The 13,940-nt window shown below is 64.1% G+C and carries 12 protein-coding genes; 8 read left to right on the forward strand and 4 right to left on the reverse strand.

Annotated elements, in window-relative coordinates; all coding sequences use genetic code 11:
- Nucleotides 1-170: 170 nt before the first annotated feature.
- The 3 genes from polA (at nucleotide 171) to ACLFLU_RS39805 (ending at nucleotide 4,609) form a co-directional block, all read left to right on the forward strand.
- Nucleotides 171-3,221 carry a DNA polymerase I gene (polA, locus tag ACLFLU_RS39795; protein WP_426410076.1) on the forward strand — a complete coding sequence of 1,017 codons (3,051 nt, stop codon included), beginning with the start codon at nucleotides 171-173 and terminating at the stop codon, nucleotides 3,219-3,221.
- Nucleotides 3,222-3,275: 54 nt separating this feature from the next.
- Nucleotides 3,276-3,893, forward strand: a complete 618-nt coding sequence (locus ACLFLU_RS39800; protein ID WP_426414173.1) for a LysE family translocator — start codon at nucleotides 3,276-3,278, stop codon at nucleotides 3,891-3,893.
- 80 nt (nucleotides 3,894-3,973) lie between these two features.
- The gene (locus ACLFLU_RS39805; RefSeq protein ID WP_426410077.1) at nucleotides 3,974-4,609 is read left to right on the forward strand and encodes a LysE family translocator; all 636 of its coding nucleotides are present in this window, start codon (nucleotides 3,974-3,976) and stop codon (nucleotides 4,607-4,609) included.
- A gap of 162 nt (nucleotides 4,610-4,771) precedes the next feature.
- On the opposite strand, the gene ACLFLU_RS39810 is transcribed toward ACLFLU_RS39805, so the two are convergent.
- On the reverse strand, nucleotides 4,772-5,398 hold the full coding sequence (locus ACLFLU_RS39810; RefSeq protein WP_426410078.1) for a glutathione S-transferase family protein: 627 nt from the start codon (nucleotides 5,396-5,398) through the stop codon (nucleotides 4,772-4,774).
- 197 nt (nucleotides 5,399-5,595) lie between these two features.
- On the opposite strand from ACLFLU_RS39810, the gene pyrE reads away from it, so the two are divergent.
- Together pyrE and ACLFLU_RS39820 are read left to right on the forward strand one after the other, a co-directional pair.
- On the forward strand, nucleotides 5,596-6,159 hold the full coding sequence (gene pyrE, locus ACLFLU_RS39815; RefSeq protein WP_234683441.1) for an orotate phosphoribosyltransferase: 564 nt from the start codon (nucleotides 5,596-5,598) through the stop codon (nucleotides 6,157-6,159).
- A 205-nt stretch (nucleotides 6,160-6,364) separates the two neighbouring features.
- Nucleotides 6,365-7,186 (forward strand): DUF2865 domain-containing protein, encoded by an 822-nt coding sequence (locus ACLFLU_RS39820; protein ID WP_426410079.1) that lies wholly within the window; start codon nucleotides 6,365-6,367, stop codon nucleotides 7,184-7,186.
- Between the two features lie 133 nt (nucleotides 7,187-7,319).
- Here the strand turns inward: ACLFLU_RS39820 and ACLFLU_RS39825 are convergent, their stop codons facing one another.
- Complete coding sequence (locus ACLFLU_RS39825) at nucleotides 7,320-7,751, reverse strand: hypothetical protein (protein ID WP_212303426.1); 432 nt, start codon at nucleotides 7,749-7,751, stop codon at nucleotides 7,320-7,322.
- Nucleotides 7,752-7,918: 167 nt separating this feature from the next.
- Here ACLFLU_RS39825 and ACLFLU_RS39830 point away from each other — a divergent pair, with 167 nt between their 5' ends.
- Nucleotides 7,919-8,098, forward strand: coding sequence for an RNA polymerase sigma factor region1.1 domain-containing protein (locus tag ACLFLU_RS39830; RefSeq protein ID WP_426410080.1), 180 nt, complete (start codon nucleotides 7,919-7,921; stop codon nucleotides 8,096-8,098).
- Nucleotides 8,099-8,145: 47 nt separating this feature from the next.
- Here ACLFLU_RS39830 and ACLFLU_RS39835 read toward each other — a convergent pair whose 3' ends face one another.
- Complete coding sequence (locus ACLFLU_RS39835) at nucleotides 8,146-8,373, reverse strand: hypothetical protein (protein ID WP_426410081.1); 228 nt, start codon at nucleotides 8,371-8,373, stop codon at nucleotides 8,146-8,148.
- 207 nt (nucleotides 8,374-8,580) lie between these two features.
- On the opposite strand from ACLFLU_RS39835, the gene ACLFLU_RS39840 reads away from it, so the two are divergent.
- Both ACLFLU_RS39840 and ACLFLU_RS39845 read left to right on the forward strand, forming a co-directional pair.
- The gene (locus tag ACLFLU_RS39840; protein WP_426410082.1) at nucleotides 8,581-11,106 is read left to right on the forward strand and encodes a glycogen/starch/alpha-glucan phosphorylase; all 2,526 of its coding nucleotides are present in this window, start codon (nucleotides 8,581-8,583) and stop codon (nucleotides 11,104-11,106) included.
- A 95-nt stretch (nucleotides 11,107-11,201) separates the two neighbouring features.
- The gene (locus ACLFLU_RS39845) at nucleotides 11,202-12,017 is read left to right on the forward strand and encodes an acyl-CoA thioesterase (protein ID WP_426410083.1); all 816 of its coding nucleotides are present in this window, start codon (nucleotides 11,202-11,204) and stop codon (nucleotides 12,015-12,017) included.
- A gap of 266 nt (nucleotides 12,018-12,283) precedes the next feature.
- Here ACLFLU_RS39845 and ACLFLU_RS39850 read toward each other — a convergent pair whose 3' ends face one another.
- Nucleotides 12,284-13,900, reverse strand: coding sequence for a phosphoenolpyruvate carboxykinase (locus ACLFLU_RS39850; RefSeq protein WP_426410084.1), 1,617 nt, complete (start codon nucleotides 13,898-13,900; stop codon nucleotides 12,284-12,286).
- Nucleotides 13,901-13,940 lie beyond the last annotated feature (40 nt).

Consider the following 13,940-nt stretch of genomic DNA (forward strand, 5'->3'; position numbering starts at 1 on the left):
GGCACGATCGCTTAACTGCCGGTCTTCGCAAAATTGCACCCTGTGGTTATGGGTCCCGGGCCCCCGTGCGCAATTGCGCACTAGGCCGGGACGACGATGAGGTGTGGGCTGCGGGCAAAAATCCTCCTCCCACGGCTGTCAAAACTCGCAAAAATTCATACATTGCGGCCATGCCCAAAACCTCGCCCAAAACATCCCCGAAGACCTCCGCCAAAGCCGACACCAAATCCGCTGCTGCGACAGCTGCTGCCAAACCGGTCGCGGCGAAGGCGGCCGGCAAAGGCGACCACATCTTCCTGGTCGACGGTTCCGGCTACATCTTCCGCGCCTATCACGCGCTGCCGCCGCTGAACCGAAAGTCCGACGGCTTGCAGGTCAATGCGGTGCTCGGCTTCTGCAACATGCTGTGGAAGCTTTTGCGCGACATGCCCGAGGACAATCGGCCGACGCATCTGGCGATCGTGTTCGACAAGTCGGAAGTCACCTTCCGCAACAAGATCTATCCCGAGTACAAGGCGCACCGGCCGCCGGCGCCTGACGATCTGATCCCGCAATTCGCGCTGATCCGCGAGGCCGTGCGCGCCTTCGACCTGCCCTGCCTGGAGCAGGGCGGCTTCGAGGCCGACGACCTCATTGCGACCTATGCGCGGCAGGCCAGCGACCGCGGCGCCCACACGACCATCGTGTCCTCCGACAAGGATCTGATGCAGCTCGTGAACGACAAGATCACGATGTACGACACCATGAAGGATCGCCGCATCGGCATCCCCGAGGTGATCGAGAAGTTCGGTGTGCCGCCGGAGAAGGTGGTCGAGGTGCAGGCGCTGGCCGGCGATTCCACCGACAACGTGCCTGGCGTCCCCGGCATCGGCATCAAGACCGCGGCGCAGCTGATTGTGGAATATGGTGATCTTGAACAACTCCTGTTCCGGGCCACCGAGATCAAGCAGCCGAAGCGGCGCGAGGCCCTAATCGAGAATGCCGAGAAGGCGCGGGTCTCGCGGCAACTGGTGCTGCTCGACGACAAGGTCGATCTGGAGGTGCCGCTCGATGACCTCGCCGTCCACGAACCGGATGCGCGCAAGCTGATCGCCTTCCTGAAGGCGATGGAATTCACCACGCTGACGCGCCGCGTCGCCGACTATTCGCAGATCGATCCTGCCAATGTCGATGCCGATGCGAGCAACAGCAGCGGGGCGAGAGGCGGCGACAGCGCGAAGGCAAAATCGTCCGAGACATCAGGCGATCTCTTCGCGGCTCCTGCGGTCCCCGCAAAGGGCGGCGACAAGGGCGACAAATCGGTGAGCCTCAAGGGCGCGCCGATCTCGCTGGCCGCGGCGCGCGAGGAGGCGCTGCGCAACCTGCCGGTCGACCGTGCGAAGTACCAGACCATCAAGACGCTCGCCGAGCTCAACGCCTTCATCGCGCGCATCCATGACGCCGGCCATGTCGCGATCGAGATCAAGGCCAACTCCATCGATCCGATGCAGGCCGATCTCTGCGGCATCGCGCTGGCGCTGGCGCCGAACGAGGCCTGCTATGTGCCGCTGGCGCACAAGCAGTCCGGCGGTGGGGCGGGCCTGTTCGACGCAGGCCTCGCGCCAGATCAGGTCAAGCACGTTGAGGCGATCGACGCACTGCGCCCGGTGCTGGAATCGGCAGGCATTCTCAAGATCGGCTTCGACGTCAAGTTCGCCGCCGTGATGCTCGCACAGCACGGCATTACCTTGCGCAACGCTGACGATGCCAAGCTGATCTCCTACGTGCTCGACGCCGGCCGCGGCTCGCATGAGCTGGACTCGCTATCCGAGCGCTGGTTCGGCCACGCCATGCTGAAGGAGAGCGAGCTGCTCGGTAGCGGCAAGGGCAAGATCACCTACGACCAGGTGCCGATCGACAAGGCCGCGCCGCTGTCGGCGGAGAGCGCCGATGTCGCCTTGCGCGTCTGGCGCGTGTTGAAGCCTCGCCTCGTCGCCGAGCACATGACCGCCGTCTACGAGACGCTGGAGCGGCCGCTGGTTTCGGTGCTTGCGCGCATGGAGCGGCGCGGCATCTCGATCGACCGCCAGGTGCTGTCACGTCTCTCCGGCGACTTCGCCCAGACCGCCGCGCGGGTCGAGGCCGAGATCCAGGAGATCGCGGGCGAGCCGGTCAATGTCGGCAGCCCCAAGCAGATCGGCGACATCCTGTTCGGCAAGATGGGGCTATCAGGCGGCACCAAGACCAAGACCGGCGCGTGGTCGACCACCGCGCAGGTGCTGGACGAGCTCGCCGAGCAGGGCCACGATTTTCCACGAAAGATTCTGGAGTGGCGGCAGGTTTCAAAACTGAAATCGACCTACACCGACGCGCTGCCGACCTATGTCAATCCGCAGACCCATCGTGTGCACACGACCTACGCGCTGGCCGCGACCACGACAGGCCGGCTGTCCTCGAACGAGCCGAACCTGCAGAACATTCCGGTCCGCACCGAGGACGGCCGCAAGATTCGCCGTGCATTCATCGCGACGCCGGGCCACAAGCTCGTCTCCGCCGATTATTCGCAGATCGAGCTGCGGCTGCTGGCGGAGATCGCCGACATTCCCGTGCTAAAGCAGGCCTTCAAGGACGGGCTCGACATTCACGCGATGACGGCGTCGGAGATGTTCGGCGTGCCGATCGATGGCATGCCGAGCGAGATCCGCCGCCGCGCCAAGGCGATCAATTTCGGCATCATCTACGGCATCTCGGCGTTCGGCCTCGCCAACCAGCTCGGCATCGCGCGCGAGGAAGCATCCGCTTACATCAAGAAATACTTTGAGCGCTTCCCCGGCATCCGCGCCTATATGGACGAGACGCGGGATTTCTGCCGCAGCCACGGCTACGTCACCACGCTGTTCGGCCGCAAGTGCCACTACCCCGACATCAAGGCCTCCAACGCCTCGGTGCGCGCCTTCAACGAGCGTGCCGCGATCAACGCGCGCCTTCAAGGCACCGCCGCCGACATCATCCGCCGCGCCATGACGCGCGTGGAGGACGCGCTCGCCGAGAAGAAACTCTCGGCGCAGATGCTCTTGCAGGTGCACGACGAATTGATCTTCGAGGTGCCGGACGCGGAAGTCGAGAAGACGCTCCCGGTCGTGCAGCACGTGATGCAGGATGCGCCGTTCCCGGCCGTGCTGCTGTCGGTGCCGCTGCACGTCGATGCCCGCGCGGCGGCGAACTGGGACGAGGCGCATTGATGCCTCACGACCGGATCTGGCGCGAAGACGAGCCGCGTGAGTAACTTCAGTCCGATGCTCGCCTTCGTTCTGACCTCGCTGGTCATCGAGATCACTCCCGGCCCCAATATGACCTATCTGGCTGCGCTGTCGCTCTCGAGCGGGATGCGCACCGGCTTTGCGGCCGTTGCCGGCATTGCGCTCGGGCTGATGACCTACGGCCTGATCGCTGCGTTCGGCCTCGCGGCGGCGATCGACAGTTCGCCTCTGCTTTATGATGCGCTGCGGTGGGGCGGGGTCGCCTTTTTGCTGTGGCTCGCCTGGGAGGCATGGTCGGGCACGGAGAAAACGTCACCTGGCGCAACCGATAGCACCGACGAACGGCCATGGCCTGCCTTCCGGCGCGGCCTGATCACCAATCTGCTCAATCCGAAGGCCGCCGTGTTCTACGCGGCCGTGCTGCCGGAATTCGTTCGTGCCGACGGCGGCCCCGTGATCACGCAGACATTGGTGCTCAGCGTCATCTATGTCGCGATCGCCACCTTGATCCATGCGGTGATCGTCGCACTCGCAGGTTCCCTGCAATCGACCATCGATGTCGCCAACAATCGCAGGATCGTGGGGCGCATATTCGCCCTGGCTCTGGTCGCGATCGCACTCTGGTTCGCGTTCACGACCGGGCGGCCGCATTGAATTGTCCTCCGTGCAATTGCGCGATGGCTCCACAGCGCCACGCATATTAGAACCGGTGCATCCCCCGCATCGGTTCGCTCATGCCCCACACCTCCGCCGTGCTTGGCTTCGCCCTCGTCTGCCTTGGTCTCGTGCTCACGCCCGGGCCGAACATGATCTATCTGATCTCGCGCTCGATCACGCAGGGACCGGCGGCCGGCATCGTCTCGCTCGGCGGCGTCGCGCTCGGTTTCGTGTTCTACATGCTGTGCGCGGCGTTCGGCATCACGGCGCTGCTGCTCGCGATTCCCTTCGCCTATGACGCGCTTCGCTTCGCCGGCGCCGGCTACATGCTGTGGCTCGCCTGGCAGGCCGTGAAGCCGGGCGGGCGCTCGCCGTTCCAGGTGAAGAAGCTCGCGATCGACAGCCCGCGCAAATTGTTTGCGATGGGGCTCGTCACCAATCTGCTCAATCCGAAGATCGCGATGCTGTATCTGGCGCTGCTGCCGCAGTTCATCGATCCCACGGCCGGCAGCGTGCTGACGCAGTCGGTGGTGCTGGGCGTGATCCAGATTGCGCTCAGCGTCAGCGTCAATGCGATGATTGCGCTTGGGGCCGGATCGATCGCGTTGTTCCTGGCGAGCCGACCAAGCTGGATGCTGGTGCAGCGCTGGCTGATGGGCACGGTGCTCGCCGGGCTTGCGGTCAGGATGGCGGTGGAAGCGCGGAAGGTGTGAGGGTCTTTTCACCTCTCCCCGCTTGCGGGGAGAGGTCGGAATTCGCGCGTAGCGCGGATTCCGGGTGAGGGGGTACAGGTCTCGCATCGATCTCACGTGCGGAGAGATGCCCTCACCCCAACCCTCTCCCCGTAAGAACGGGGAGAGGGAGAAGATGAAACCTCAATCCAGCTTCGCCTCCATCCCCCGCTTCACCGCCGGGCGCGCCATCAGGGCGTCGTACCAGCGCTTGACGTTGGGGAAGTCGGCTAGCTCGACCTTGTGGCGCGGATGCCGCCAGGCCCAGCCCAGAATGGCAAAATCGGCGACCGAGAGATCGCCGGCGACGAAATCGCGGCCATCGAGGCGGCGGTCCAGCACGCCGTAGAGCCGGCGGGTCTCGGCCATGTAGCGCTTCAACCCGTAGGCGCGGTCCTGCTCGTTCTCGAGCGCGATGAAATGGTGCACCTGGCCCGGCATCGGCCCGAAACCGCCCATCTGCCACATCAGCCATTCGTAGACGGGGATGCGGCCCGCGAGCGATTTCGGCAGAAACTTTCCGGTCTTTTCGCCGAGATAGAGCAGGATCGCGCCAGACTCGAAGATGCCGACGGGCTTGCCGTCCGGCCCCTCGGGGTCGAGGATCGCCGGGATCTTGTTGTTCGGGGAGAGCTTGAGGAACTCCGGCGCCATCTGCTCGCCCTTGGTGATGTTCACCGGGACCACCTTGTAGGGCAGCCCCATTTCCTCCAGCGCGACCGAGATTTTGCGGCCGTTCGGCGTGTTCCAGGTGTGCAGCTCGATGATCATTTGCCTGTTTCCTTCCCCAGTTTCTCGCCCAGTTTCTTGCCCGAGATCTCGGGCATCCACCTACTCCAGAAAGTTGCACCCCCACAACCGGCGGACCGGGATGGCCGATCCCTGTTGACTGGGGGCGCCCCCTCTGGAATGTCACCGCCGTCGCGGATAAATTCCGCCACCTTCAAGAACGCCCCCGAGGGACCGCCGTGTCGAAATCAGCCTCCCGCGCCCGCCTGTTCGAAATCATCCGCCGCCGCTCCTTCGGCCGGGGCGAGGTGACGCTCGCGTCGGGCCGCAAGAGCGATTTCTATTTCAACCTCAAGCCGACCATGCTCGACCCCGAGGGCGCGACGCTGCTCGCCGAGCTGACCTATGAGACGCTGAAGGACGACAATCTCGATTTCATCGGCGGGCTCGAGATGGGCGCGGTGCCGCTGGCCGGCGCGCTGGCGCAGATCTCCTGGATCAAGGGCCATCCGATCGCGGCGTTCTTCGTGCGCAAGAAGCCGAAGGAGCACGGCGCAAAGCTGGCAATCGAGGGCTTGCCCAGAGGCGAAACGCTGGACGGCAAGCGCGTCGTGATCGTCGAGGACGTCACCACCACCGGCGGCTCGGCGATGAAGGCCGTGGAGTCCGTGCGCGAGACCGGCGCCGAAGTCGTGCTGGTGCTGACTATGGTCGACCGCGAGGAAGGCGCCACCGACACCTTTGGTGCGGCCGGCCTGCCGTTCCGCTCGCTCTACAAGGCGTCAGAATTTTTGAAGGCTTGAGGCCGCAAAATTTTCCGCGGTCATGCCCGGGCGTTACCCGGAAGCCACCATCCGTCAGAAGCTGTGCCCGGCCTTAAAGAGGTCACTGCCTCGACTTGAAACCGCCTCTGCTCAACGGCTCATTTACCATCCCGTTTTATGGTGAATCATGTGCTGAGACCCCTGCGGTCGAGGCCGGTTCAGTAGCGTCGGGTGGAGTAGCGTGTTGCCTACGATTGTGTCCCATGCGCGCCAGCGGCGTCGCGCGATACTTGTGGCCGCCGCTCTCGCAGCGCCGCTGCTCGCAGCCCCGGCCCCGGTTTCGGCCGAAGGCCTGTTCGACTTCTTCTTCGGCGGAATGCAGCAGCAGCGGCCTCGGCGCGACGTGCCGCAACAGGCGAATTCCTTCGTCGATCCCTTCGCCAGTCAGCAGAACCAGGCGGTGCAACCGCAAGAGATGCCGCCGACCCGCACGGCCGCGGCCGGCGGCTCGGGCCCAGCGTTCTGCGTGCGCAGCTGTGACGGCAAATATTTTCCGCTGATGCGCGGCCTCGCCTCGCCGGCGCAGATGTGTCAGGCCTTCTGTCCTGCCACAGCCACAAAAGTCTTCTTCGGCTCCAGCATCGACGGCGCCTATTCGCAGACCGGCGAGCGCTACGCCGACAGCGAGAACGCGTTCGCCTACCGCAAGGCGCTGCGCGCGGACTGCACCTGCAACGGCCGCGAGCCGGCCGGGCTCGCCCCGGTCGATTTGACGCTGGACTCGTCACTGAAAGCCGGTGACGTCATCGCCACCACCGACGGGCTGGTCGCCTATACCGGCGTTCGCCTCGGTATGGAGCAGACCGCGGAATTCACCCCGGTCGCCTCCTATCCCGGCCTCACTGCGCAGGTCCGCGCCCGGCTCGGCGAAATGAAGGTGGCCCCGGTGCGTGCGGACACGGTGGCGGCCGATGCGCCGGCAGCCGAGATCGTGCGTGAGACACTGCCGGATGTCACGGTGCCGAAGACACAAGCGAAATCGGAGAAGCGCGCGGGGTTGGATTAAGGCCAATCTCTCGTGTCCCGGACGCGGCGCGGCACGAAGTGACGCGATGCAGAGCCGGGACCCAAAGCGAGAATAGGCCCCGGTTCAGCAGCGCATCACTGACGTGCTGGGCTGCGCCCGGGGCACGAGACTGTCACCGCCCGATAATCACCCCGATCACATTCGGCGCCGCCAGATATTTCTCCTCGATCGCCGCGCGCGCGGCAGCGCGGTTTTCAGCCGTCAGCAGGCCGCGCTTCTCGGCCAGGATCATCCAGCAAAAGCCCCACCAGTCGGTCAGCATGCCCGTCTCGCTGACGAGGTCGTAGCCCTGCTCGGCCGCGAAGATGCGCGCATGCGCTTCGTCCAGCGTGTCGAGGAAATGATGGTCCTCGGGCGCGAACAGATCGTCGCTGATGTCGTCGATGGTATAGCCCCAGATCGACTGGCACACCGCGTTGAACTCGCGGTCGAACTGGTCGTCGTCGACGGCATAGCGCCGCGCCGCCTGGTGCAGCCGCGACAGCGACCGCGCGAAATCGGCGATCCGCGTGAGGGCAAATTGATCGAAGGCAATAGTGGACATGTAGTCCTCGCGACGGCTGTCAGACCCTAGATATTGTGTCGGCAATGCGCCGAATCACAATGATATATCAAAGACTTGCTAAAGCGTTCTTAATTTGTTCCGGAGAGCCAAAATACAAGCTCGAGAGTCTTCCCTCTTAGTAGAAGGGTTTGTTGGAGGACCTACACGTGAGACTGCAGGATGCAATCCGAAAGGCACTGGAGCTAGGCCGCCCGGCAGGTGTCGTCACATTCGATCAGCTCAACAACTTGTTGCCATCAACCACCATGACGCCCGAAGACATCGAAACGGTCATGATGGCGCTCAGCGACGAAGGAATAAATCTCGTCGAGAGTGACCCGCCATAAGTTTCGCCAGGACGACGATGTGGTGGCAGTCTCGCTTCGCCGCCCCCTCAATTCGCCGCCGACATCAACCGATCCCCGCACGCGCTCGCATAAAACTTGCCGCCGCATTGGCGCTTGATGGCGGCGCAGCGCGCGGCGGGAGACGCGTTCTGCGGGACCGAGAATCCGCAGCTGAGACCGTCGGCGCTGCGTTTTCCGGCGGCGAAAGCGGCGCTGGAGGTGGCGATGCAGATGACAAGAAGCGCTGCGGCGGCGATTTCGATCAGCAGTCTCATGGGACGTCTCCTCCACAGTGATGGCTGAATCTGCGCCCATTCTAGCACCACATCGGCGTTCCCTCGTGCTGCCGCGGGTTCCCAAACCGGCCCGTTCCTTGCATAATTTTACGCCAGCGCAGTGCACGGCCGCGCCAGGGATGGTTCCGGTGCAGGGGCAAGACGCGTAGGGTTTAGTGGTGTTCTCCCGACCAGGAAGTGACGGCCTTGCAAGATCAATCGTTCCAGCCAAATTTCCCCGCCCCCGGCCAGCCCATCGACGAACTCGCGCTGTCGGAGATCAAGGGCGCGATCCTGGCGAAGCTGCGCCTTGCCATCGGCAAGGATGCGGGCATGGCGACCAGGCACGATTGGTACCAGGCCGCGGCGCTGGCGCTGCGCGACCGCATCGTGCATCGCTGGCTCACGGCCGAGAAGCGCAGCTACGACGCGGGCCGCAAGCGCGTCTATTATCTCTCGCTCGAATTCCTGATCGGCCGCCTCTTCACCGATGCGCTCAACAACATGGGCCTCTTGAAGATCTTCGAGGTCGCGCTCGGCGATCTCGGCGTGTCGCTGCCTGAGCTGCGCAAATGCGAGCCGGACGCGGCGCTCGGCAATGGCGGCCTCGGCCGCCTCGCCGCATGCTTCATGGAGAGCATGGCGACGCTGTCGATCCCCGCGATCGGCTACGGCATCCGCTACGATTACGGCCTGTTCCGCCAGATCATCAATCAGGGCTGGCAGCAGGAATATCCCGACGAATGGCTCGGCTTCGGCAACCCCTGGGAATTGCAGCGGCCCGAAGTGATCTACGACATCAATTTCGGCGGCGGCGTCGAGCATGTCGACGACAAGGGCCGCGACCGCGCGATCTGGCATCCGGGCGAGACCGTGCAGGCGATTGCCTATGATACGCCGATCGTCGGCTGGCGCGGCCAGCACGTCAATGCGCTGCGGCTGTGGTCGGCGCGCTCGCCCGATCCGCTCAAGCTCGATGCCTTCAACAAGGGCGACTATGTCAGCGCCAGCGCCGAGCAGTCGCGCGCGGAAGCGATCTGCAAATTCCTCTATCCGAACGACGAGAGCCCGGCGGGCCGCGAGCTCCGCCTGCGTCAGGAATATTTCTTCGTCTCCGCCTCGCTGCAGGATCTCATCAAGCGGCATCTTGCCTCCGACGGCCAGCTGCGCAGCCTGTCGTCCAAGGTCGCGGTGCAGCTCAACGACACGCATCCGAGCCTCGCTGTGACCGAGCTGATGCGCATCCTCGTCGACCTCCACAATTTCCGCTGGGACGAGGCCTGGAAGATCACGGTCGCCACGCTCTCCTACACCAATCACACGCTGCTGCCGGAAGCGCTGGAGACCTGGCCGGTCGAGCTGTTCGAGCGGCTGCTGCCGCGGCATCTCGAGATCATCTACCGCATCAACGTCCAGCATCTCGCGCTGGCCGAAGCACGCGCCCCCGGCGACATCGACTTCCGCGCCTCGGTCTCGCTGATCGACGAGAAGAGCGGCCGCCGCGTCCGCATGGGCCAGCTCGCCTTTGTCGGCTCGCACCGCATCAACGGTGTCTCGGCGATGCATTCGGATCTGATGCGCGAAACCGTATTCCACGATCTCAACCATCTCTATCCCGGCCGCATCACCAACAAGACCAACGGCATCACCTTCCGCCGCTGGCTGATGCTGGCGAACCCGAAGCTCACCGACCTCCTGCGCGAGACCTGCGGCGAGGCCGTGCTCGACGATCCGACGCAGCTCTCGCTGATCGAGGCGCGCGCCAGCGACGTCGAATTCCAGAAGAAATTCCGCGCCGTCAAGCTTCACAACAAGACGGCGCTGGCGCGGCTGATCGGCGAGCGGCTCGGCATCAAGGTCGACCCGACCGCGTTGTTCGACGTGCAGATCAAGCGCATCCACGAATACAAGCGCCAGCTCCTCAATGTCATCGAGACGGTTGCGCTGTATCAGTCGATCAAGGACGATCCGAACGGCAATTGGGTTCCGCGGGTGAAGATCTTTGCCGGCAAGGCTGCCGCGAGCTACCGCTACGCCAAGCTGATCATCAAGCTGATCAACGACGTCGCCGAGGTCGTCAACAACGATCCCGCCATCGGCGGCAAGCTGAAGGTCGCCTTCCTGCCCGACTACAATGTCAGCCTCGCCGAGATCATCATCCCCGCTGCCGACCTGTCCGAGCAGATCTCCACCGCCGGCATGGAAGCCTCCGGCACCGGCAACATGAAGCTGGCGCTCAACGGCGCCATCACCATCGGTACGCTCGACGGCGCCAATATCGAGATCCGCGACCAGGTCGGCGTCGAGAACATCGCGATCTTCGGCATGGAGGCCGGCGACGTGATGATCAAGCGCAAGCAGGGGCTGGATGCCTCCGACGTGATCCGCAATTCGCCGAAGCTTCAGCGCGCCATCAATGCGATCGGCGCCGGCGAATTCTCGCCCGGCGATCCCGGCCGCTTCGAATCCATCGCGCATGCGCTGCGCTATCTCGACCATTACATGGTCAGCGCCGATTTCGATTCCTACTACGAGGCGCAGCGTGCGATCGACGCGCGCTGGCAGGTGGCGCCGGCCTGGACTCGCGCGTCCATCCTCAACGTCGCGCGCATGGCGTGGTTCTCGTCCGACCGCACCATCCGCGAATATGCCGAGGAAATCTGGAACGTGCCCGTCAATCCGATCACGCCGCCATTCCAGGCGGCAGAGACCCTACGCGACGCGGCGAGCTGATTTTTCCGCAGCGTGAAATCGGCTACGCCAGAGGTAATTGCACAAGCCGGCGTCGGACGTGATATGACGTCCATCATTGAAAGCCGGACATGACCATGCACGCCAAGCTTCCGCACCCCTTCGACGACGCCACCCGCATCACCGCGGGTGACTCGAGCTGGCAGGGGCACACCAGCGACGACTATTGGGCCTTTGTCGGCCCGTTCGGCGGCGCCACGGCCGCGACCATCCTGCGCGCGCTGATCGAGCATCCGCAACGCGCCGGCGACCCGCTCGCCCTCACCGTCAATTACTGCGCGCCGATCGCCAAGGGCCCGTTCGATCTCGACCTGCGGCTGGTGAAGGCCAACCGCTCCAGCCAGCACTGGAGCGTCGAACTGTCGCAGGGCGGCGGCGAGGTCGCGACGCTTGCCACGGCGGTGTTCGCCGAGCGCCGGCCGTCCTGGGAACACCGGGTAGCGCAGTATCCCGACGCCAAGCCATTCGAACAGACGCTACCGTTCCCCAATATCAAGGCATCTTGGGCCAACCAGTACGAATTCCGCTTCGTCGAGGGAGAAATGCGGCTCGGCCCGCCGCAGGCGGAGCTCGCCAGCACCTATTCAAAGATCTGGATCAGCGATCGCGAGCCGCGCAAGCTCGACATGCCGTCGCTGATGTCGATGTCGGACGCCTTCTTCGGCCGCATCTTCCACGCAAGGCGCGAGCTGGTGCCGTTCGGCACGGTGTCGCTGACGACGTATTTTCACACGGACGCGGAAGAGCTCGCGGCCGAGGACATCACGCGTGTGCTGGCGACGGCTGACTCGAAAATCATGCATAAGAGCTACGCCGATCAAAACGCGGAGCTGTGGTCGCCGAACGGCAGATTGCTCGCGACGACCACGCAGATCGCGTATTTCAAGGCCTGACTGTCGTCCCGGACAAGCGCAGCGAAGCGGAGCGCAGATCCGGGACCCATAACCACAGGAAGCGGTTTGGCGAAGATTCTCAGTGATCCCTTCTTCGCCGGTACGTGCACTGAATTCCCTCGATAGATCACGCGGTATGGGTCCCGGCCCCCCGTGCGCAATTGCGCACTAGGCCGGGACGACACTGAGCGTGTGGTTCGCGCGCGTGCCACAAAGCAAAAAGGGCGGCCTTTCGGCCGCCCTTTTGCATTTCAAACGATGCGAACTTACTCCGCCGCGAGCTTCACGTCCGGAGCCGCCGCACGCACCTCGGCGTCGACCTGGGCTTCAAACTTGGCAAAGTTCTTCTGGAACATGCCGACCAGCGCGCGGGCGGTCTTGTCGAACTCGTCCTTGTCCTTCCAGGTATTGACCGGGTTAAGGATTTCGCTCGGCACACCCGGCAGCGCGGTCGGGACTGCGAAGCCGAAATATTTGTCGGTGCGGAATTCGACGTTGCGAAGCGAGCCGTCGAGCGCTGCGGTCAGCAGTGCGCGCGTCACCTTGATCGGCATGCGCGAGCCCGTGCCGTACTTGCCGCCGGTCCAGCCGGTGTTGACCAGCCAGCAGTCGACATTGTGCTGGGCAATGAGGTCACGCAGCATGTTGCCGTAGACGCTGGGGTCGAGCGGCAGGAAGGGCGAGCCGAAGCAGGTCGAGAATTCCGGCTGCGGCTCGTTGCCGAGGCCGCGCTCGGTGCCCGCGACCTTGGCGGTGTAGCCCGAGAGGAAGTGATACATCGCCTGCGCCGGCGACAGCTTTGCGATCGGCGGCAGCACGCCGAAGGCGTCGGCGGCGAGCATCACCACGTTCTTCGGCTGCGGCGCACGGCCGGTGCGCGAGGCGTTCGGGATGAAGTCGAGCGGGTACGCAGAACGCGTGTTCTCGGTCTTGGAGCCGTCGTCGAAATCGACAATTCGGGTGTCCTCGTCGAGGACGCAGTTCTCGAGCACCGCACCGAAGCGGGTCGACGCCGCGTAGATCTGGGGCTCGGCTTCCTTCGACAGCTTGATGCACTTGGCGTAGCAGCCGCCTTCGAAATTGAAGACGCCGTTCGGGCCCCAGCCGTGCTCGTCGTCGCCGATAAGCGTGCGGTTCGGATCGGCCGACAACGTGGTCTTGCCGGTCCCGGACAGGCCGAAGAAGATCGCAGCGTCGTCGTTGGCGCCGACATTGGCCGAGCAGTGCATCGGCATCACGCCGCGCTCGGGCAGGTAATAGTTCAGCGTGGTGAAGACCGACTTCTTCATCTCGCCGGCATAGTAGGAGCCGCCGATCAGCACGATCTTGCGGGCGAAGTCGATCGCAACGACGTTCTCCGACTTGCAGCCATGGCGCTTCGGATCGGCGCGGAAGCTCGGCATGTCGATGATGGTGAGCTCCGGTGTGAAGCTCGACAGCTCGACCGCCTCAGGGCGGATCAAGAGCGTGCGGATAAATAGCGAGTGCCAGGCGAGCTCGGTGAAGACGCGGGTCTTGATCCGGTAGGCCGGGTCGGCGCCGCCATAGAGGTCCTGCGCGAACAGGCTCTTGCCTTCGGCGTGCTTGAGGAAGTCCTGATAGAGCGTCTCGAACTGCTCCGCGGTAATCGACTGGTTGCCGGCCCACCACATCTTCTTGTCGGTGGTAGCGTCGCGCACCGTGAACTTGTCCTTCGGGCTACGGCCCGTGAACTCGCCGGTGTCGGCGCAGAGCGAACCGTCGGCAGACAACACCGCCTCACCCGCGGAGAGCGAGTATTGATAGAGCTGCGGTGCGCCAAGGTTCCAGTGAACCTGCTTGAGATTCTTTAAGCCGAATTTGTCGGCGCCGAAGGCACCGTTGCGCACGCCCGTCTCTTGCACGAAAGATCCTCCTAGAACCCGCGACACTCAGCGCGACCTA

Origin of the sequence: Bradyrhizobium ganzhouense (assembly GCF_049949285.1) — a bacterium.
In the GTDB taxonomy this organism is placed as follows: Bacteria; Pseudomonadota; Alphaproteobacteria; order Rhizobiales; family Xanthobacteraceae; genus Bradyrhizobium; species Bradyrhizobium ganzhouense.

Excerpts from the sequence above, each read along its gene's own strand:
- ACLFLU_RS39805 (WP_426410077.1), top strand. The coding sequence starts at position 3,974 with ATGCCCCACACCTCCGCCGTGCTTGGCTTCGCCCTCGTCTGCCTTGGT.
- ACLFLU_RS39810 (WP_426410078.1), bottom strand. The coding sequence starts at position 5,398 with ATGATCATCGAGCTGCACACCTGGAACACGCCGAACGGCCGCAAAATC.
- ACLFLU_RS39845 (WP_426410083.1), top strand. The coding sequence starts at position 11,202 with ATGCACGCCAAGCTTCCGCACCCCTTCGACGACGCCACCCGCATCACC.
- polA (WP_426410076.1), top strand. The coding sequence starts at position 171 with ATGCCCAAAACCTCGCCCAAAACATCCCCGAAGACCTCCGCCAAAGCC.
- ACLFLU_RS39835 (WP_426410081.1), bottom strand. The coding sequence starts at position 8,373 with ATGAGACTGCTGATCGAAATCGCCGCCGCAGCGCTTCTTGTCATCTGC.
- ACLFLU_RS39800 (WP_426414173.1), top strand. The coding sequence starts at position 3,276 with ATGCTCGCCTTCGTTCTGACCTCGCTGGTCATCGAGATCACTCCCGGC.
- ACLFLU_RS39825 (WP_212303426.1), bottom strand. The coding sequence starts at position 7,751 with ATGTCCACTATTGCCTTCGATCAATTTGCCCTCACGCGGATCGCCGAT.